The 17808-nt window shown below is 70.0% G+C and carries 18 protein-coding genes and 1 pseudogene; 7 read left to right on the forward strand and 12 right to left on the reverse strand.

The window, feature by feature from the left end; genetic code table 11:
- Positions 1 to 395: 395 nt before the first annotated feature.
- From JOY88_RS05725 to JOY88_RS05740, 4 genes are read right to left on the reverse strand one after another with little or no spacing between them, the layout of a single operon-like run.
- Positions 396 to 1820, reverse strand: a complete 1425-nt coding sequence (locus tag JOY88_RS05725) for an NAD(P)(+) transhydrogenase (Re/Si-specific) subunit beta (RefSeq protein ID WP_293501123.1) — start codon at positions 1818 to 1820, stop codon at positions 396 to 398.
- Positions 1817 to 2035 carry a hypothetical protein gene (locus JOY88_RS05730; RefSeq protein ID WP_293501125.1) on the reverse strand — a complete coding sequence of 73 codons (219 nt, stop codon included), beginning with the start codon at positions 2033 to 2035 and terminating at the stop codon, positions 1817 to 1819. Before JOY88_RS05730 ends, JOY88_RS05725 begins: the two co-directional genes overlap by 4 nt.
- A complete protein-coding gene (locus JOY88_RS05735; RefSeq protein ID WP_293501149.1) occupies positions 2035 to 2352 on the reverse strand; it encodes an NAD(P) transhydrogenase subunit alpha part 2 in 318 nt (105 codons plus the stop codon). The genes JOY88_RS05730 and JOY88_RS05735 overlap by 1 nt, the downstream gene beginning before the upstream one ends.
- Positions 2353 to 2357: 5 nt before the next feature.
- Entirely contained in the window at positions 2358 to 3473 is a 1116-nt protein-coding gene (locus JOY88_RS05740) for a Re/Si-specific NAD(P)(+) transhydrogenase subunit alpha (protein ID WP_293501127.1), read from the reverse strand.
- Between the two features lie 83 nt (positions 3474 to 3556).
- Here JOY88_RS05740 and JOY88_RS05745 point away from each other — a divergent pair, with 83 nt between their 5' ends.
- The 6 genes from JOY88_RS05745 to JOY88_RS05770 are packed head-to-tail and all read left to right on the forward strand — an operon-like array spanning position 3557 to position 8673.
- Entirely contained in the window at positions 3557 to 4123 is a 567-nt protein-coding gene (locus JOY88_RS05745) for an NUDIX domain-containing protein (protein ID WP_293501129.1), read from the forward strand.
- 4 nt (positions 4124 to 4127) lie between these two features.
- On the forward strand, positions 4128 to 4979 hold the full coding sequence (locus JOY88_RS05750) for an alpha/beta hydrolase (RefSeq protein WP_293501131.1): 852 nt from the start codon (positions 4128 to 4130) through the stop codon (positions 4977 to 4979).
- The gene (locus JOY88_RS05755) at positions 4976 to 5677 is read left to right on the forward strand and encodes a 2OG-Fe(II) oxygenase (RefSeq protein WP_293501132.1); all 702 of its coding nucleotides are present in this window, start codon (positions 4976 to 4978) and stop codon (positions 5675 to 5677) included. Before JOY88_RS05750 ends, JOY88_RS05755 begins: the two co-directional genes overlap by 4 nt.
- Positions 5678 to 5702: 25 nt before the next feature.
- The gene (gene mnmA / locus JOY88_RS05760) at positions 5703 to 6821 is read left to right on the forward strand and encodes a tRNA 2-thiouridine(34) synthase MnmA (RefSeq protein WP_293501134.1); all 1119 of its coding nucleotides are present in this window, start codon (positions 5703 to 5705) and stop codon (positions 6819 to 6821) included.
- Entirely contained in the window at positions 6818 to 8029 is a 1212-nt protein-coding gene (locus JOY88_RS05765) for a sensor histidine kinase (protein ID WP_293501136.1), read from the forward strand. Before mnmA ends, JOY88_RS05765 begins: the two co-directional genes overlap by 4 nt.
- Entirely contained in the window at positions 8020 to 8673 is a 654-nt protein-coding gene (locus JOY88_RS05770; protein WP_293501137.1) for a response regulator, read from the forward strand. The genes JOY88_RS05765 and JOY88_RS05770 overlap by 10 nt, the downstream gene beginning before the upstream one ends.
- A 100-nt stretch (positions 8674 to 8773) precedes the next feature.
- Here the strand turns inward: JOY88_RS05770 and JOY88_RS05775 are convergent, their stop codons facing one another.
- On the reverse strand, positions 8774 to 9280 hold the full coding sequence (locus JOY88_RS05775; RefSeq protein ID WP_293501138.1) for a CAP domain-containing protein: 507 nt from the start codon (positions 9278 to 9280) through the stop codon (positions 8774 to 8776).
- 51 nt (positions 9281 to 9331) lie between these two features.
- Between JOY88_RS05775 and JOY88_RS05780 the strand changes: the two genes are divergently transcribed.
- Complete coding sequence (locus tag JOY88_RS05780) at positions 9332 to 9727, forward strand: hypothetical protein (protein WP_293501140.1); 396 nt, start codon at positions 9332 to 9334, stop codon at positions 9725 to 9727.
- Between the two features lie 75 nt (positions 9728 to 9802).
- On the opposite strand, the gene JOY88_RS05785 is transcribed toward JOY88_RS05780, so the two are convergent.
- The 7 genes and pseudogenes from JOY88_RS05785 to JOY88_RS05815 all read right to left on the reverse strand — a co-directional run.
- Entirely contained in the window at positions 9803 to 12973 is a 3171-nt protein-coding gene (locus tag JOY88_RS05785) for a S8 family serine peptidase (RefSeq protein ID WP_293501141.1), read from the reverse strand.
- A gap of 29 nt (positions 12974 to 13002) precedes the next feature.
- Complete coding sequence (locus JOY88_RS05790) at positions 13003 to 13761, reverse strand: NF038120 family PEP-CTERM protein (RefSeq protein ID WP_293501142.1); 759 nt, start codon at positions 13759 to 13761, stop codon at positions 13003 to 13005.
- Between the two features lie 233 nt (positions 13762 to 13994).
- Positions 13995 to 14513: a type II secretion system protein gene (locus JOY88_RS05795; protein WP_293501143.1), complete on the reverse strand. Its 519-nt coding sequence runs from the start codon at positions 14511 to 14513 to the stop codon at positions 13995 to 13997.
- Positions 14510 to 14890 (reverse strand): type II secretion system protein, encoded by a 381-nt coding sequence (locus tag JOY88_RS05800; protein WP_293501144.1) that lies wholly within the window; start codon positions 14888 to 14890, stop codon positions 14510 to 14512. Before JOY88_RS05800 ends, JOY88_RS05795 begins: the two co-directional genes overlap by 4 nt.
- A gap of 5 nt (positions 14891 to 14895) precedes the next feature.
- Positions 14896 to 15363 (reverse strand): type II secretion system protein, encoded by a 468-nt coding sequence (locus JOY88_RS05805; protein WP_293501145.1) that lies wholly within the window; start codon positions 15361 to 15363, stop codon positions 14896 to 14898.
- A gap of 9 nt (positions 15364 to 15372) precedes the next feature.
- Positions 15373 to 17544, reverse strand: a complete 2172-nt coding sequence (locus tag JOY88_RS05810) for a secretin GspD/PilQ domain-containing protein (RefSeq protein WP_293501146.1) — start codon at positions 17542 to 17544, stop codon at positions 15373 to 15375.
- Positions 17541 to 17808 (reverse strand): annotated as a pseudogene (locus tag JOY88_RS05815) (hypothetical protein); the annotation flags it as partial. The gene JOY88_RS05810 and the pseudogene JOY88_RS05815, both read right to left, overlap by 4 nt.

Here is a 17808-nt window from a genome sequence, read left to right on the forward strand (position 1 = left end):
GCACTCTAGAGGTGCCAGCGCAGGACCGTGCAGGGACGCTTCGCCGGGAGTCCAGGACGGGCGGGGCGCCAGGAAGGCCCTCCTCGACACCTGCAGTGCAGTGGCCGCTGCCCGTGGAGGCCGTGGCCGGCGACCTCCCGCAGCCAGCTGCGCGGCTCGAAGTCGGTCAGCAGTTTCAATGCGGTCGGGAAGCCGCATCGCAGCCACCGCGCAGCGCGCGGTGCCGAGACGCCGGGCTGCATGAGGAGCTGCTCCAGCAAGGCCCGAACGCAAAGGCGTGGTCGGCCATGCGGCAGCTCAGGAGCCTTGAACAAGCGGGCCGGATCAGGCCTCATGCCCGATCAGCCAGCTTGACCAGCAGGCTGGCTGATGCTGCCGCCTTGTCAAGGGCCAGGCTACTCCACCGCCTTGAGCATGTCCTCCACGACCTTCTTCGCGTCGCCGAACACCATCATGGTCTTGTCCATGTAGAACAGCTCGTTGTCCAGGCCCGCATAGCCCGCGGCCATGGAGCGCTTGTTGACGATGACGGTCTTGGCCTTGTGCGCCTCCAGGATGGGCATGCCGAAGATGGGGCTGCCCTTCACATGCGCGGCCGGATTCACGACGTCGTTGGCGCCCAGGATGATGGCCACGTCGGCCTGCGCGAACTCGGCGTTGATGTCCTCCATCTCGAACACCTGGTCGTAGGGCACCTCGGCCTCGGCCAGCAGCACGTTCATGTGGCCGGGCATGCGGCCGGCGACGGGATGGATGGCGTATTTCACCGTCACGCCCTTCTCGGTCAGCTTGGCGGCCAGCTCCTTGACCGCATGCTGGGCGCGCGCCACCGCGAGGCCATAGCCAGGCACGATGATGACGGTCTCGGCATTGCCCATCACGAAGGCCGCGTCGTCGGCGCTGCCGCTCTTCACGTTGCGCTGCTGCGCAGCCCCTGCCGCCGGGCCGCCGGCTTCGCCGCCGAAGCCGCCCAGGATCACGTTGAAGAACGAGCGGTTCATCGCCTTGCACATGATGTAGCTCAGGATCGCGCCCGAGCTGCCCACCAGCGAACCGGCGATGATCAGCATCGCGTTGTTCAGCGAGAAGCCTATGCCCGCGGCCGCCCAGCCGGAGTAGCTGTTCAACATGGACACGACCACGGGCATGTCGGCCCCGCCGATGGGGATGATCAGCGTCACGCCCAGCACGAAGCCCAGCGCCACGACCAGCCAGAAGTCCATCGCGCTCTGGCTGTGCCAGAAGCCGAAGATGAAGAAGACGGCCGCCAGGCCCAGCGCCAGGTTGACCCAGTGCTGACCGGCGAACTGCACTGGCGCGCCCTGGAAGAGGCGGAACTTGCTCCTGCCCGACAGCTTGCCCCAGGCGATGACCGAGCCGGTGAACGTGATGGCACCGATGAAGGCACCGAGTGCGAGCTCGATGCGGTTGCCTGGCGGGATCTGGTGGCCGCCGAACGGCGCGATGCCGAAGGCCGAGGGCTCGGCCGCCGCGGCGATCGCGATGGCGACGGCCGCCAGGCCGATCATGCTGTGGAAGAAGGCCACCAGCTCGGGCATCTTGGTCATCTCGACCGTCTTGGCCCGCCAGGCGCCGTAGCCGCCGCCGACGACGAGGCCGACGAGCACCCAGAGCAGGCCTGCCCCCGAGCCGGCCAGCTTGACGATCAGGGCCGCCGTCGTCAGCACGGCGATGGTCATGCCGGCCATGCCGAACAGATTGCCGCGTATGGACGTCGTGGGATGCGACAGGCCCTTGAGCGCCTGGATGAAGCAGACGCTCGCGACGAGGTAGAGCAGCGTGACGAGATTGAGGCTCATGCTTGCTCCCCGTGCGAGTCCAGGAGCCGCCGCATTGCCCCGCGACGCACCCAGCCGAGCAGCCCCCAGACGCACAGAGCCGCGGCTGCCACGCCGGCGAGCCAATGCACCTCATGGCCGACGGTGATCCCCGCGAGCGAGGCCAGCACCAGGCCTTCGACTGCGATCCAGACCAACAGCTTGGCCTCCAACCGACGTGTCCTCAGCTGAGTCATCACGCACCCTCCTTCTTCGCCGCGCCCTTGTCCTTCTTCTTGAACATCTCCAGCATGCGCCTCGTCACGAGGAAGCCGCCGAAGATGTTGACCGCCGCCAGCGCCACGGCCAGCACGCCCATGCCCTTGGCGAACGGCGTCTCGGTCAGCGCCGCGGCCAGCATGGCGCCGACGATGACGATGGCCGAGATCGCGTTGGTCACGGCCATCAGCGGCGTGTGCAGCGCTGGCGTCACCGTCCAGACGACGTGGTAGCCCACGTAGATGGCCAGCACGAAGATGATCAGGTTGATGATGGTGTGGTCGACGATTTCCATGGTGCTCAAGCCCTCGTCACTTGTCCGTCTTGGGTCACGCGGCAGGCCGCGACGATGTCGTCATCCAGCGGCACGTGAAAGCCGCCCTCCTGGGTGATGACGAGCTTCATGAAGTCCAGCACGTTGCGCGCGTACAGCGCCGACGCATCGGCCGCCACCAGCGCCGGCAGGTTGGTCTCGCCGACGATGACGACGCCGTGCTTGGTCACGGTCCTGCCGGCCTCCGTCAGCGGGCAGTTGCCGCCCGCCGGCGCCGCGATGTCGACGATGACCGAGCCCGGCTTCATGGCCTTGACCATCTCCTCGGTCACCAGCACCGGCGCGGCACGGCCGGGGATCAACGCCGTCGTGATGACGATGTCGGCGGCGGCGACGCGCTTGGCCACCTCGGCCTTCTGCCGGTCCAGCCAGCTCTGCGGCATGGGCCGCGCATAGCCGCCCACGCCCTCGGCCGCCTCCTTCTCCTCGGCCGTCTCGTAGGGCACGTCGATGAACTTGGCGCCCAGCGACTCGACCTGCTCCTTCACCGACGGCCGCACGTCGCTGGCCTCGATGACGGCGCCCAGGCGCTTGGCCGTCGCGATGGCCTGCAGGCCCGCAACGCCCACGCCGAGCACGACGACGCGCGCCGCCTTCACGGTGCCGGCCGCCGTCATCAGCATGGGGAAGAAGCGCTGGTAGCGGTCGGCCGCGATCATGACGGCCTTGTAGCCGGCGATATTGGCCTGGCTGGACAGCACGTCCATGCTCTGGGCTCGCGTCGTGCGCGGCGCCGCCTCCAGCGCGAAGCCCGTCAGGCCCGCCGCGGCCATGGCCTGCAGGCCATCGCGGTCGAAGGGGTTGAGCATGCCCACCAGTGCCGTGCCCCGCTTCATCAGCGGCAGCTCGTCGGCGCCCGGTGCGCGCACCTTCAGCACCATCTCGGCGCCCAGCGCCGCAGCCTGGTCGACGATCTCGCAGCCCACGGCCTCGTAGGCAGCATCTGTGGCGCTGGCCGCGACGCCGGCGCCCGACTCGATGCGCAACACATGGCCCTGGGCCTTGAGCTTCTTGGCCGTCTCTGGCGTGACGGCCACGCGGGTTTCTCCGGCCGCGCGTTCGCGCGGGACGCCGATCTGCATGGAATCTCCTTGCGGTCAGGGGTGCGCGGCAGCTTACACAATGCCCGTGTCCGCCCGCTTCGGGAATTCGAGAGGAAGTCTTGATGGAGAGATTCCGCCCCAGCGTCACCGTCGCCGCCGTCATCGCGCAGGCCGGGCGCTATCTGCTGGTCGAGGAGGAGACACCCGAGGGCCTGATGCTGAACAACCCGGCCGGCCATCTGAAGCAGGGCGAAAGCCCCGTCGAGGCCGTCGTGCGCGAGGCGCTGGAGGAGACGGCACGCCACTTTGTGCCCGAGGCCTTCCTGGGCGTCTACCTGGCCCGCTTCGTGCGGCCGGCACGACCTGCGGGCCCCCAGGCGGCGAGTACGCCGCCGTCCCCCGAGCGAGATTGCCCCCTTGGGAGCGGCCCGGCGGGGGTGGGCGAGGACGTGACCTATGTGCGCCTTGCCTTCAGCGGTGCCGTCGGCGAGGCCATCGCCGGCCGGGCGCTGGACCAGGGCATACGCCGCACCCTGTGGATGAGCGAGGCGGAACTGGCCGCCTGCGCCGACCGCCACCGCAGCCCGCTGGTGTTGCAATGCGTGCGTGACCACGCCGCCGGCCGACGCCTGCCACTGGATACAGTCTCCGCCCATCCCTCGCTGGCCCGGCCCTTGGTCAAGACTTGACACCATGCACCTGATTCAACGTTGCCGCGGCGCCATCGCCGCTACCCTGCTGCTCATCCTCGCGCCGCTCGCCTCGGCCGCCGAACTCGGCGCCCCCCAGCCGCTGGTGATCGGCGACACGCTGACGCTGGCGTCCCGCGCGCTGGCCGAGACGCGCCGCATCAACGTCTACGCACCGCCCGGCTATGCCGAGAGCCCGACCGCGCGCCTGCCGGTGCTGGTGATGCCCGACGGCGGCATCGCGGAGGATTTCCTGCATGTCGCCGGGCTGCTGCAGGTCGGCTTCGCCAACGGGACCCTGCGCCCCTTCCTGCTGGTGGGCATAGAGAACACCCAGCGGCGGCGCGACCTGACGGGGCCGACCGAGCAGGACAGCGACCGCAAGATCGCGCCGCAGGTCGGCGGCTCGGCGGCCTTCCGTGCCTTCATCCGCGACGAGCTGCTGCCGGCCGTCGCCGCGCGCTACCGCGTGACGGATGAGCGCGTGCTGATGGGCGAATCTCTGGCCGGGCTGTTCGTCGTCGAGACCTGGGCGCTGGAGCCCGGTCTCTTCAGCACCTACATCGCCTTCGACCCCAGCCTGTGGTGGAACAACGCCGGGTTGACGCCCACGGCCCAGGCTGCACTGCGCCAGCGCAAGGGCGCGGCGCCGCGGCTCTTCCTGGCCACCAGTTCGGAGCCCAGCCTGGTCGCGCCGGCCCAGACCTTCGTCGCCATGCTGAAGCGCGAGCTGGCGCCCGGCAGCGCCTGGCAATACCAGCCCATGCCGCAGGAGACCCACGCGACGATCTACCACCCGGCCGCGCTGCTGGCGCTGCGCCAGCTCTTCAAACCGGCGGCAGCCGCCCAGCCATGACGGCGCCCGACTTCATCGAGGTCTATGACGGCGCGCTGAGCCCCGAGGCCTGCCGCGCGCTGGTCGCGCGCTTCCAGGCCAGCCCCCGCGTGCAGCGCGGCGAGACGGGCAGCGGCGTGGACGTCGCGATGAAGGACAGCTGGGACATCGCCATCAGTCGCCACCCGGAATGGGCCGATGCCTGCGAGCAGCTCAACCAGGTCGTCATCGCCGGCTTCAAGCAGTACCTGCGCCGCTACGCCCACCTGGCGCTGGCGCCGCTGAAGCTGCAGATGCAGGGCCCGGACGGCAGGCTGGCCCCGCTCGATGCCGACGGCGTCGCGGGGCTGGGCGATGCGCAGCTGATGGGGCTGGTCGCCAAGGTCTTCCGCCCCGGTGCGATCAATCTGCAGCGCTACCAGGCCGACCAGGGCGGCTATCCCTACTGGCATTGCGAGCAGTACCCGCGGCTGGACCAGGGCGAGGCGCTGCACCGCGCGGTGCTGTGGACCATCTATCTGAACGACGACTTTGCTGCCGGCGAGACCGAATTCCTCTACCAGGACCGCAAGATCGCGCCGCGCGCGGGCACGCTGCTCATCGCGCCGGGCGGCTTCACGCACACCCACCGTGGCAACCGGCCGCTGGGCGGCGACAAGTACATCGCCACCAGCTGGGTGCTCTACCAGCGCGCCGAAAGCCTGTTCGGCCCCGGTTGAAGGGGGCTTTGGGACAATCGGCCCCATGAGTTCCCCCAAGAAACACCGCGTCGTCGTGGGCCTGTCCGGCGGCGTGGACTCGGCCGTGACCGCCCACCTGCTGAAAGAGCAAGGCCACGAGGTCATCGCCATCTTCATGAAGAACTGGGAAGACGATGACGACGACGAGTACTGCTCGACGCGCCAGGACTTCCTGGACGCCGCCTCGGTGGCCGACGTGCTGGGCATAGAGATCGAGCATGTCAACTTCGCGGCCGAGTACAAGGACCGCGTCTTCGAGAGCTTCCTGAGCGAGTACCAGGCCGGCCGCACGCCCAACCCGGACGTGCTGTGCAACGCCGAGATCAAGTTCAAGGCCTTCCTGGACCATGCGATGCGGCTGGGCGCCGAGAAGATCGCGACCGGCCACTATGCGCGGGTGCGTGAAGTCGATGGCGAGTTCCAGCTGCTGAAGGGCCTTGACCCGCTGAAGGACCAGAGCTACTTCCTGCACCGCCTGACGCAGGCGCAGATGAGCAAGGCGATGTTTCCGGTGGGTCACCTGCCCAAGACCGAGGTGCGCCGTATCGCCGCCGAGATCGGACTGCCCAACGCGAAGAAGAAGGACTCGACCGGCATCTGCTTCATCGGCGAGCGGCCTTTCCGCGAGTTCCTGAACAAATACCTGTCGCACCAGCCCGGCCCCATCAAGGACGAGCGTGGCCGCAAGCTGGGCCAGCATGTGGGCCTGTCGTTCTACACGCTGGGCCAGCGTCAGGGCCTGGGCATAGGCGGTGTGAAGGACAAGGGTGCACCGCGCGGCGGCGGCGAGCATGAGCCCTGGTTCGTCGCGGCCAAGGACATCCCGAGCAACACGCTGATCGTCGTGCAGGGTCACGACCATCCGCTGCTGCAGAGCCCGGCCCTCGTCGCCGACGATCTGAGCTGGATCGCCGGCCATGCGCCCGCCACCGGCACGGCCGCGGCCAAGACGCGCTACCGACAGGCGGATGCACCCTGCCGCGTGGGCTTTGACGCGTCGGGCCGGCTGACACTGCGCTTCCCCGACCCGCAATGGGCCGTCACGCCCGGCCAGAGCGCCGTGGTCTACGACGGCGATGTCTGCCTGGGCGGCGGCGTCATCGCGCAAGCCTTGGCCGAATGACCAAGTTCGACCGCCTGCTCGCGCGCCTGGCCGAGCCCGGCGTCGTGCTGCGCCTGGCGGCGCTGGTGTTCTGCGCGATGGAGCTGGTCAGCGCCGGCTCGGCGCTGCTGGGCGTGCGCACCGAGCCCTACGACGGCCTGGCCGCCTGGGTCTGGCGCCAGCTGGGCGGCAACGTCAGCGACCGCGGCCTGGTGCTGGTCTGCGTGGGGCTGCTGCTGGCCTTCGTCGCGCTGATCTTCCGGCTCGCGCGCCAGGGCCAGACGGCAGTGCCCGTCAACCAGCGCCTGGGCGGCTTGCTGCTCGTGGACCTGCTGGCCTTCGGCGTGACGCCGGGCCTGCCCTTCCTCGTCACGGCGCTGGCCGCCGTCGTTCTGCCGGCCCGCCTGGCGCTGGGCTTCGCGGCGGCCCAGGTGGTGCTGAACACCGGCATCTACGTCTATGCGTCGACGACCGCCTGGCTGGACCAGTTCGGCATGCTCAGCGCCATGCTGGCCCTGCACGGCCTCGCCTTCGGCCTGGGGCGCATGGCGGCGGCCGAGGCCGAGAAGCGCCGCTGGCTGCAGGCCGTGCTGGCCGAGCAGATGGCCGGCGAGCAATTGCTGGCCGAGCAGCTGCGCTACAGCGAGCGCATGCAGATCGCCCGCGAGCTGCACGACCTGATGGGCCACCACCTGACGGCGCTCAACCTGCAGCTGCAGCTGGGCGGCGCGCTGCTGGCGCGCGCGGACTCGGGCGGTGCCGGCCAGGCCCTGGGGCGCGCGCAGGGCGTGGCGGCGCAGTTGCTGGCGGACGTCCGCGAAGCCGTGTCGCAGCAGCGCAGCTCGCAGCGCATCGACCTGTCTGCCGCGCTGCAGGCCCTGGCCGAGGGCATCGCCAGCACGCGCATCGAGCTGAAGCTGGACGAGGCGGCGCGGGACCTCGGCCCTCGCGCGGCGCATGCGCTGCTGCGCTGCGTGCAGGAGGGCGTGACCAACAGCGTGCGCCACGCCGGCGCGCGTCGCGTTCAGGTTGAACTCAGGGGTGAAGGGGATGAGGTGGCCGTCGGCATCGACGATGATGGGCGGGGCGCGCCGCACTGGCACGCAGGCCGTGCCGGCAACGGCCTCTCGGGCATGGCCGAGCGCATGGCCGAACTGGGCGGGCAGATGCGCGTGACGCGCACCAGCCCTGGGTTTCGAATCGAGCTGAGATGTCCGCGATGGGTGTGATCAAGATCCTGCTGGTCGAAGACCAGCAACTGGTGCGCGAAGGCCTCAAGGGCCTGCTGGCGCTGCACGACGAGCTGCAGGTCGTCGGCGAGGCCAGCGACGGTGCCGAGGCGCTGGAATGGCTGTCGGCGGCCGCTGCCGACGACATGCCCGACGTCATCCTCTCCGACATGCGCATGCCGCGCCTGGACGGCATCGGCCTGATCCGTGCGCTGGCCGCGCGGGCGCTGCGCCTGCCGACCGTCCTGCTGACGACCTTCGACGACACGGCCGCCTTCGACGAGGCCGTGCGCGCCGGTGCCCGCGGCTTCCTGCTCAAGGCCATCAGCCCCGAGACGCTGGCCCAGGCCCTGCGCGACGTCCACGCCGGCGGCACCGCGCTGCGCCCCTCGTTGACGACGCGCATGGAGGCCCGTGGCGGCGAGCGCGCCTTCACGGCGGCCGACCATCCGGACCCACTGTCGCCCAAGGAGCTGCAGGTGCTTCGCCTCGTCGCCAGCGGCCGCAGCAACACCGAGATCGCCGGACTGCTGGGCAACAGCGAGGGCGTCATCAAGAACCACTGCTCGGCCATCTTCTCCAAGATGGGCGTGCGCGATCGCACGCAGGCCGTGCTGCGCGCCATCGATCTGGGCTGGATTTGACGCGCCGAGCGCCGGGCCGCCGCAGGCTGGCCCGCCTTGGCGATGTGCGAAAGGGGCTTTCCCGCGAGCGCTGCGGGCCCCAGTGGGGCCGGCCCGGGTACTACCGGGACGAGGGCCCCTGTCTTGCGGCGGCAGCCAGGTGCAGCACCCAGTAGCGCTGGAAGCGCCCCGGCCCGTTCACGCAGGCCAGGCCGAACTCCTGGAAGTCGGCCAGCATCAGGTTCTCGCAATGCGCCGGGCTGGCCAGCCACTGGGCCAGCGCGTCGTCCAGCGTCTCGGGGCCGCCGGCCAGGTTCTCACCCACCACGCGCACCGCATAGCCGGCCTCGCGCAGCCGCGCGCGTAGCGAGCCGCTGGCCGCACCCTGGTGGTCGATGCGGTCGCGCGCCGCCAGGTCCATCGCATAGCGATGCGCCGATTCGGCCAGCACCGGGCTGGCGCGCAGGGCCGCAACGGCCGGCCAGACGCGTTCGCCGCAGGCCTGTGGTTGCGCGCGCAGCGCGTTCAGCGCGGCCAGCACGGTCTCCGCGACCGGCTGGCAGCCTTCCTGGGCGGCGGCGGGCGCCAGCGCTGCAAGACCGAGCGATAAAGACAGCAGGGCGTGCATGGCTGCATCCTAGTTGTTGCCAAGCGTCCCCGCGCGGCTCACCATGGGGGCATGAAACCGCAACGATTGCTCAGTCCCCTGCTCGCGCTGAGCGCCCTCGCCAGCTGCGCCCAGACGCCTCCCGCGTCCCCTGCCGAGGCCGAGTCCCAGCGACTGGGGCGGGAGTTGCATGCCCTCATCGGCCCGGCGGCCTGCAGCGCCGACTTGCAATGCCGCACCGTCGCCGTGGGCGCCAAGGCCTGCGGCGGGCCGGCGGGCTATGTGGCCTGGTCCACGCAAAGCACCGATGCGCCGCGGCTGGCCGAGCTGGCACGGCGTCAGGCCGAGGCACAGCGACGCGAGATCGAGGCCAGTGGCATGCTGTCGAACTGCGCCATGGTCGTCGACCCGGGCGCGGCCTGCGTGGCGGGGCGCTGCAAGCTCGCGACGCCGGCTACGGCGCGCTGAGAGCGTAAAAAGGCCGCATGCCTCGCGGCATGCGGCCTGGGATGCAGCGGCCCGGAGCGGGCCGGTACTTCTCGACTACTCCTCGGTGACCTCCGCCAGCTTGCGCGGTGCCGTGTCGAGCGCCTCGCTGAGGACGGCCACGCCCGGTTCGACGCGCAGCACGGTGGCCGACTGCACGGCACCGTTCGGGTCCACCCACTGGGCGCCACCGACGTAGCGCTTGCCATTGGTCAGGCCCGACCAGCTCATGCCAACCGTCGCGGAGCTGCCGGCGTAGACCTGGCTGGGCACCAGCACCGTGAAGTTGCCACCGGTATCGCTCGGCGTGACGACCCAGCTGGACAGCGAGTGCGTCATCTGCGGCTGGCCGCCGTAGGCATGCACGCAGACGGTGTAGCTGCCAGCGGCCGGGCTGCTGATCTGCACGGCCTCGTTGCTGCCTTCGGAACCGGAGTAGAGGGTCGTGTTGCTCGGCGTGACGACGAGCATGTCGTTGTCGTCCATCGGGCCGCTGGTGTCCGCCTGGCGCAGCGCCCAGCGCGCGACGATGGTGTTGGCCGGCACGTCGAACTTGTAGACCTTGACATTGCTGGTGTCGGTACCGGCGCGGCAGACCGTCGCCAGTTGCGCGGAGCTCAGGCCGACACCCGGCGTCAGCGTCGCGGACGGCGACATCGTCACGTCCTTCATGCCGCCCTTGCGCGCCGAGATCCGGCCGGCGATGCCGGTCTTGATCGTGAACGTGCGGGTGCCGGAAGTCGTGAGGCCGCTCATCCCGGTCGGTGCGCTGATGGGCACGCCGAGGCGGGCCTGCACGGGGCTGCGCACGACGTGACCGGCGCCATCATTCCAGGTCAGGCTGCCGAAGTACCAGGTGTTGGCGGCGGCAGCGGCGTTGGGCGTCAGCTTGACCGTGAAGCTCTTGGTCTCGCCAACGGCCAGCGTCAGCGTGCTGGGCGTCACGACGGTCGTGAAGTTCGGAACGCTGGCGGACGCCACGTAGGTGGCACTGGTGTTGCCAACATTGGTCACGCGGCGCGTCACGGTCACGCCGGTGGTGTAGACCGAGCCGGCGGTGATGGAGGGCAGGTTGAGGTTGTAGGTCTCGTCCAGCGTGCCAATCGTCGTGCAGTCGCTGGCCGGCGAGACGGCGGCCTTGTTGACCTTGCACTGGTACTTGACCCAGTCGTTCTTGCCCGCGTCGTAGACCAGGCCCGGATCGGTCGCCTTCTGGGGCGCGACATGGCCGGCACCCTGGGCCCAGGGCAGCAGGCCGTTCTGCGCGCCGCTCAGGCCGTCGTTCAGCGTCGAGAACGCGGTCGTCATCAGCGCCGACTTGATCGCCGCAGGCGACCAGGTCGGGTGGGCCTGCCTGAGCAGCAGGCCCAGGCCGGCCACGTGCGGGCTGGCCATGGAGGTGCCCGACAGCGTCGTCCAGGCGGGCGGCGGCACCAGCGTACCGGCAACAACCTGGTCGCGCTCGGCCTGGGTGATGTCGGGCGTGCCCTGCGCGATCACGTCGACGCCCGGGGCCGTGATGTCGGGCTTGAGCAGGTTGGCATCGCCGGCGTTGGGGCCGCGCGAAGAGAAACCGGCCATGACCGGCGCGTTGGTCGTGCTGCCGACGTAGAAGGTGCTGATGGCTGCGGTCCCGGCGCCGCCCGCAGCATAGGCCTTGATGGCCGCGCCGTCGGCGGCCGTGACGTGCACGGTGGGCACCGAATGCGGTTCGGCGACGAGGCCGCTGCCGTTGTCGGCCATGACCATGCCGACACCACCGGCGTCCGCGACGGCCGCGCTCTTGTTGACACGGGCGTTGGTGCCGCGATCGCAGACGACGATCTTGCCGGTCACCTTGGCCGGGTCCAGCACCGGCGTGCCGCCGTTGTCGCCGGCCGTGTAGCACAGCCGCAGGTTGGTTGCGTTGGCACCGGGCAGGCCGGCATCGCTGGCGTTGATCAAGGCCGTGCCGGCCGGCACGGAGTTCTGGGACATCGACGCGCCGGTGTACTTGGCGCCGTTGCCAAGCGTCACGTCGCCGTTGAAGACGCGGTCGTGCGTGGACGCGGCGATGGTGCTGAGCCAGGGGCTCAGGTGGGCCACGGCCTGGCCGGGGCCGCTGTTGCCCGCGGACGCGGCAACGAAGACGTTGGCCAGCGCGGCGCGGTAGAAGGCCTGCTCGACCGGGTCGTTGACGGTGGTCTGCGAGCCGCTGATGGAGAAGTTGATGACGTTGACGCCATCCTTGACGGCAGCGTCGATGGCCGCGACGGAGTCGGTCGGCCAGCAGTTGTTCTGGCTGCCGGTGCCGTCGGTGGCGCCGGGGTTCACCCAGGTCCAGCAGACCTTGTAGGCGGCGATACGGGCGCGCGGCGCCATGCCGCTGGCCGCGCCCAGATTCAGGCCGCTGACGATGGCCGAGGGGCCCGAGTTGCCGGCCGCCGTGGAGGCCGTGTGGTCGCCATGGCTGCCATGGCCCACGGGGCCGGCGACGGAGTCACGGCCGGACACGAAGTCGGTCCAGTGCAGCGTGTTGCCGGTGGCGTTGAAGCCGGCCTTGAAATACTTGATGCCGACCAGCTTGTTGTTGCAGTGCGCGGCCGTGATGCCTTCGCCCGGCGTGCAGCCGCCGGTGAAGCTGGCCGGCGGCGCGCCGTAGACCTGCGTGCCGGTGCTGCTCGGGATGCCGTTGCCGTCCACCTTGTCGAAGAAGGCGGGGTTCTCGGGCCAGATGCCGCCGTCGATGACGCCGATGACGAGGTTCTCGCCCTTGATCGCGCTGCCGTTGATGCTCTGCGTCCACAGGCCACCCGGTGCGCTCAGGCCCAGGAACTTGCTGGTGGAGATGGTGTCGAGCTGGCGCGGCGAGTCCTCGAACAGGTCAACGACATCGCCGTTGTTGCGCAAGGCCAGCGCCTCGTCCTCGGTCAGGCGGGCCGAGAAGCCGTTGAAGACCGTGTCGTAGGTGGCCAGCACCTGGTTGCGGTCGATCAGCGACAGCACCTCACCCTGCTTCTGGTTCAGATAGCCAAGGTAGGCCTGCACGCGGGCCGAGCTGGCCTGGAAGGCTTCACCGGGTGCCGGCTGCGTGGCGGCGTAGCCGGAGACCGTGCCTTGATAGGAGGCTGCCGGTTCGTCCTTGAGCTGGACGATATAGGTTTTGCGGCTCTGGGCCAGCGAGCTCGTGGCCACGCCAGACAGCAGAACCAGCGCCGCCAGTGCGGCGGGCTTGAGAATCATCTTCATCGAAGGTCCTTTCGAGAGTGCAAGCGGGTTCAGACGGTGCGGCGGCGACGGGCGCCCAGGGCGGCGACGCCGGCGACGCCCAGCAGAGCCAGGCTGGCCGGCTCGGGCACATGCTCGATGACGATGTCGTCAATGGCGAACTGCGCGCGGTCTGTGGTGAAGGCCGAGCAGCCGCTGCCGCTGCCCGCCGTGCAGAAGAAGCCGTAGGCCAGCACGTAGTCGAACTCCTTGGCGGCGAAGGCGGCGTCGGTCACAAAGGTCGAGAAGCCCAGGTTGCCATTGGCGTCGGGGCCGCTGAGCCAGGCCATGTAGTCGGTGGTGACACCGTTGAGCACGCCGCGCAGGCGTACCCCGGCGGGGATGGCGAAGGTCGGGTCGCCATTGCCGATGAAGGCGGCTTTGAAGCTCTTCACCGAGAAGCGGAAGCCGTCGACGCTGCCGATGGCCGCCACGGCGTCGTCGTAGACGTTGAGGAAGGTGGAGTTGTTGTTGGTCGGGCAGGCGATGCCGGCGCAGGAGCCGGAGTTCGCGCCGGTGATGAGTTCGCCGACCAGGTCGCCGGCCTGGGCGAACGCGGAGTTGGAGAAGATGTTGACGAAGACGTCATGCCCGGCGAGGCCCGGCTGCGTGAAGATGTCGTCGTGCGTCACATAGGGCAAGAAGGGTGCGCCGGCCGTATCGACGGGCGACTCGAAGTTGATGGTCGTGCGGAGCACGCCGGCCTGGGCCCCCACTGAGGCGGCCAGGGCCACCGCAGCAAGGGCGATCGACGTCAAAGTCTTCTTCATTGGACTACCCACTTTCTTTGCGATGTTGATCAACTTCGCGCAGGGACGGCCAAGGTTCAAGTGTCTGGACGTCCTGCGCATAGGCCACCGGGCCAAGCTAGGCGGCCGATTCTGAGTGAGCAGAAATCCGCGGCCATCCCCACTTGCCCGGCATGCAAGCAAGGGGGGAACGGGTATTCACCGACGCGATGGTCTTGACTAACCCGTACAAATTCGACAGCGCGAGTAACGAATTACCTTGACACCCCGCTGGCCGCGGATGCGGCCGACGCCGGGTCGGCGGGGGCCTCGACGGTCGCCGCGTTGCGCGACGAGAACAGCAGGTCGCGCGCCGCCCGGACCTGGCCGCCATCAGGGCCGTATTCGCGCAGCAGCGCATGCGCGGAGCGGCTGCGCACGGCGCCGAACGCGCCCGGCTGGCCCGGTTCGGCCACGAGCTCCCAGTCCGGCTCACCGGTGAAGGGGTCCGCGTAGGCACGGCGCAGGTGGTGCCGCGGCCGCAGGCCGCGGTGGTCCGAGAGCAGGTCGTCCAGGCTTCTCGGATACTGCTGCGGCGGGTTGGGCGTGGCCTGCGCGTAGGCCGCGATGGCCCTGGCGATCTCGCCGCCGCGGAACACCAGCTCGCGCTCTCGCTCTCGCTGGGCCGCAGTGCTCCAGGCCTGGCCCAGCGCCGCCAGGCCGGCGGCCGTCAGCGCGACGAGGAAGAGGACAGCCAGATAGCTGTAGCCGCGCTCGGGGCGCATCTTGCTCACCAGTCCGCGTAGAGGCGGCCGTCGGCGCTGCGGCCGGCTGCGCCGCTGCGCACGTCCCAGACGCGGCCGCTGGCCTGCATCTCGGCCGGCGGCGGCAGCTCGACCCAGGTCTCGCGGCTGGCGGTCAGCGGGTCCTCGGGAATGTCGCGGATGTAGCGCGCCGCGGCCAGTTCCCGCAGGGACTCGGGATACCGCCCCTTGTCCGCGGCGTACTGGTCGATGGCGTCGCGCATGGTGGTGAGCGACTGCAGCAGCGCCGTCTCCTTGCTCTTGTTCAGCGAAGCAAAGTAGCGTGGCGCGGCGATGGACGCGAGCAGCGCCACGATGGCCATCACGACGATGAGCTCGATGAGGGTGAAGCCGCGTGGCCTGGTCATCGCCGTCACCAGTCCTTGAGCCTGCTGCCGTCCAGCGCCTTGCGCTCCGACAGCGAATGCACGTCGAACACGTCCTTGCCGGCGCGCGGGTCGTCGGGCGGGCTGTCGTAGGCACGCAGCCCCCAGGTCTCGGCGGCGCCCAGTTCGCTCGGAGCAAAGGGGTCGCGCGGCAGGCGGCGCAGAAAGTAGATCTTGCGGCCGTTGGGCGACTTCGCATCGGCCACGCCATCGACGAGCAGCTGCAGCTTCTGCGGATAGCCGCTGTCGTCGGGGCTCAACGCGATGCTGCCGGCCTCGACCGCGCGCTTGTAGGCGTCCAGCGCGCCGCGCAGCGTGCGCAGCGCCTGGCGCAGCTCGTGCTCGCGGCCGCGCTGCACCGAGAGTTCGAGCAGCGGCCGTGCCGCCGAGGCAAGCACGCCCAGCATGGCCAGCACCACCAGCATCTCGATCAGGGTGAAGCCCCGTGCGCGCATGGCCCCGGCCTACTTGACGGCGTCGACGGTGAGCAGCCCGGCACCATCCAAGCGCACCGGCGCACTCTCGCCGTTCAGGCCTGACGCCGACAGGCCGCTGAGGCTGACGTTCAGCACCTGGCCCGCCGCCGGCGGCAGCGCCCGCAGCGCGACGACGCGTTCGCCACGCGGCGGCAACTCGATGGGATAACGCCCGGGTGAAGCGCCCGGAATGGGCTGGGCCGGCGTGAGCTTGCTGGCGTCGTACTCCAGCTCGCCCTTGATCTGCAGGCCGCTGTCGTTCTTCAGCGCGACGGATACCGTGCCACCGGCCGGCACCTGGGGCGTCACGTCCAGCTTGAGCGTGGCCTCGGCGGGCGCCGCGACGGGCTGGGCCGGTGCGGCGGCCGGTGCGGCAACACCGCTGGCCGGCGCCACGCCAACCCGGGCCTCGCGTCGCAGCAGGCTGCTGAAGGCACCGGGGCTGGCGTCGATGCCGCTGGCCAGGCGGGTCAGCGATGCATCGGGAACGGCCAGGTTGCGCACCACGCGCGGCGTGATCAGCAGCACCACCTCGGTCTTGTTGCGCGTGTCGGTCTGCGTGCCGAACAGCCGGCCCAGCACCGGGATGCGCGACAGGCCCGGCACGCCCACCGCGCTCTTGCGGTCCTCGTCGTTGATGAGGCCGGCCAGCACCTGCGTCTCGCCGTCGGCCAGGCGCAGCACGGTGGAGGTGTTGCGCGTGCCGATCTCATAGGCCGTCGTGCTGCCGGGGCCGGTGACCTGGCGAATCAGGTTGCTGACCTCCAGGCCCACCTTGATGACCACGTCGTTGTCGAGCTGGATGGTGGGCTCGACGTCGAGCTTGAGGCCGACGTCGAGGTAGCTGACCGAGGCTGCCACGGAGGTCGAGCCGTTGAAGTTGGTCGTCGTCGTGAACACCGGCAGCTTCTGGCCGATGTGGACCTTGGCCTTGTCGCGGTTGCGTACGCGGATCTTGGGATTGGCCAGGATGTTGGAGTTGCCGGATGTGCCGCGCAGCGTCGCGACGATGGCGGGGTTGGCGATGGTGGCGCGAAACTGGTCGCGCTGGCCCAGGAAGACCTGGCCAGCGGCCAGGCCGCCGTTGATGCCAGGCAGGCCGTAGGACACCGTGTCGGGCAGCTGCAGCCCCAGCGCGTCCACCTGGTCGGTGGCCAGTTCCATGACCTCCACTTCCAGCATGACCTCGGGCTCGGGCAGGTCCACCGACGCGATGAGCTTCTCCACCAGGCGCAGCACCTCCGGCGTGTCGCGCACGACCAGCAGGTTGAGGCGCTCGTCGATGTGGATGTCGCGCACCTTGGCGATGGTGCGCACCATGGCCTGCACCTGCTTCACGTCGGCGTTGGTGAGGTACAGCGTGCGGGTGATGAGCTCCTGGTGCTCGCGCTGCTTGGCGGCGGTGTTGGGGAAGATCAGCACCGAGGTGTCGTTGAGCAGCTTGCGGTCCAGCTGCTGGGTGTTGAGGATGACGCGCATGGCCTCGTCCATCGTCACGCCGCGCAGGAACACCGTCACGCGCGTGTCGGCGCGCACGTCCTTGTCGAAGACGAAGTTGACGCCACTGGAGCGCGCCAGCGCCTCGAAGACCTGGCGCAGCGGCGCCTCGCGGAATTCCAGCGTGACCGGCTTCTGGAAAGCCGGGCCCAGCTCGCCGACCGCCGACTCCAGCGGCCGCGCCTGGGCGACCTGGCTGGCGAGCAGGCGCGCACCCGGATGCTGGGGCGATTCGGCGAGGATCTCGCGCGCCACGGCATCGGCACGCTCGATGCGGCCCTCCTTCAGCGCGGCGCGGCCGGTGGTCAACTGGGCGTCCTGGCGGCGGCTGCGCTCGATCTCGGTCGTCAGCGCGGCCAGGCGCGGATGTCGTGCGTCGGCCATCGCCAGCTGGCTCAGCAGCGCCGAGGCCTCGTCCCAGCGCCCGGCGCCGCGCAGCGCCTCGATCTGCAGCACGAGGCGGGCCGTGGCCTGCTCGCGGGCACGCACCTGGGCGGCGCGCAACTGTGGGTCGGTCGGGTCCTTGGAGACGGCATCGTCCAGCACGCGAAGCGCGGCGGGCCACTGGTTGCTGCGGCCCAGGTCTTCGGCCTGGCGCAACGCCGGGTTGGCGCAGGCCGCCAGCAGCGCGGCGCTGACGAGAATGAGGAAGTGCTGCTTCATGGGACAGGCCTGAAGACGATGTTCTGGGGAAGCTGCGCGGGCAGCCAGGTCAGGCGCACGCCACTGTCGGACACCTGCTCGACGCGCCATTGGCCGTCGATGACGTCGCCGCGCCTGGCGCTGAGCGACTTGTTCGGGCCCGTCAGCAGCGCGACCTCGACGGCCTTGGCGCCCTCGCCTTCGACGACGCGGCCGATCATCTGGTAGGGCGCCGGCGGCGCGACGGGCGGTGGCGGCGGTGCCGCAGCCAGGGGCGGCGGCGCG

Source organism: Roseateles sp. (assembly GCF_019237615.1).
Classification (GTDB): Bacteria; Pseudomonadota; Gammaproteobacteria; order Burkholderiales; family Burkholderiaceae_C; genus Pelomonas.

What these genes read in the sequence shown, in the direction of transcription:
- JOY88_RS05725 (WP_293501123.1), bottom strand. Translation starts at nt 1,820, where the DNA reads ATGAGCCTCAATCTCGTCACGCTGCTCTACCTCGTCGCGAGCGTCTGC.
- JOY88_RS05730 (WP_293501125.1), bottom strand. Translation starts at nt 2,035, where the DNA reads ATGACTCAGCTGAGGACACGTCGGTTGGAGGCCAAGCTGTTGGTCTGG.
- JOY88_RS05735 (WP_293501149.1), bottom strand. Translation starts at nt 2,352, where the DNA reads ATGGAAATCGTCGACCACACCATCATCAACCTGATCATCTTCGTGCTG.
- JOY88_RS05740 (WP_293501127.1), bottom strand. Translation starts at nt 3,473, where the DNA reads ATGCAGATCGGCGTCCCGCGCGAACGCGCGGCCGGAGAAACCCGCGTG.
- JOY88_RS05745 (WP_293501129.1), top strand. Translation starts at nt 3,557, where the DNA reads ATGGAGAGATTCCGCCCCAGCGTCACCGTCGCCGCCGTCATCGCGCAG.
- JOY88_RS05750 (WP_293501131.1), top strand. Translation starts at nt 4,128, where the DNA reads ATGCACCTGATTCAACGTTGCCGCGGCGCCATCGCCGCTACCCTGCTG.
- JOY88_RS05755 (WP_293501132.1), top strand. Translation starts at nt 4,976, where the DNA reads ATGACGGCGCCCGACTTCATCGAGGTCTATGACGGCGCGCTGAGCCCC.
- mnmA (WP_293501134.1), top strand. Translation starts at nt 5,703, where the DNA reads ATGAGTTCCCCCAAGAAACACCGCGTCGTCGTGGGCCTGTCCGGCGGC.
- JOY88_RS05765 (WP_293501136.1), top strand. Translation starts at nt 6,818, where the DNA reads ATGACCAAGTTCGACCGCCTGCTCGCGCGCCTGGCCGAGCCCGGCGTC.
- JOY88_RS05770 (WP_293501137.1), top strand. Translation starts at nt 8,020, where the DNA reads ATGGGTGTGATCAAGATCCTGCTGGTCGAAGACCAGCAACTGGTGCGC.
- JOY88_RS05775 (WP_293501138.1), bottom strand. Translation starts at nt 9,280, where the DNA reads ATGCACGCCCTGCTGTCTTTATCGCTCGGTCTTGCAGCGCTGGCGCCC.
- JOY88_RS05780 (WP_293501140.1), top strand. Translation starts at nt 9,332, where the DNA reads ATGAAACCGCAACGATTGCTCAGTCCCCTGCTCGCGCTGAGCGCCCTC.
- JOY88_RS05785 (WP_293501141.1), bottom strand. Translation starts at nt 12,973, where the DNA reads ATGAAGATGATTCTCAAGCCCGCCGCACTGGCGGCGCTGGTTCTGCTG.
- JOY88_RS05790 (WP_293501142.1), bottom strand. Translation starts at nt 13,761, where the DNA reads ATGAAGAAGACTTTGACGTCGATCGCCCTTGCTGCGGTGGCCCTGGCC.
- JOY88_RS05800 (WP_293501144.1), bottom strand. Translation starts at nt 14,890, where the DNA reads ATGACCAGGCCACGCGGCTTCACCCTCATCGAGCTCATCGTCGTGATG.
- JOY88_RS05805 (WP_293501145.1), bottom strand. Translation starts at nt 15,363, where the DNA reads ATGCGCGCACGGGGCTTCACCCTGATCGAGATGCTGGTGGTGCTGGCC.
- JOY88_RS05810 (WP_293501146.1), bottom strand. Translation starts at nt 17,544, where the DNA reads ATGAAGCAGCACTTCCTCATTCTCGTCAGCGCCGCGCTGCTGGCGGCC.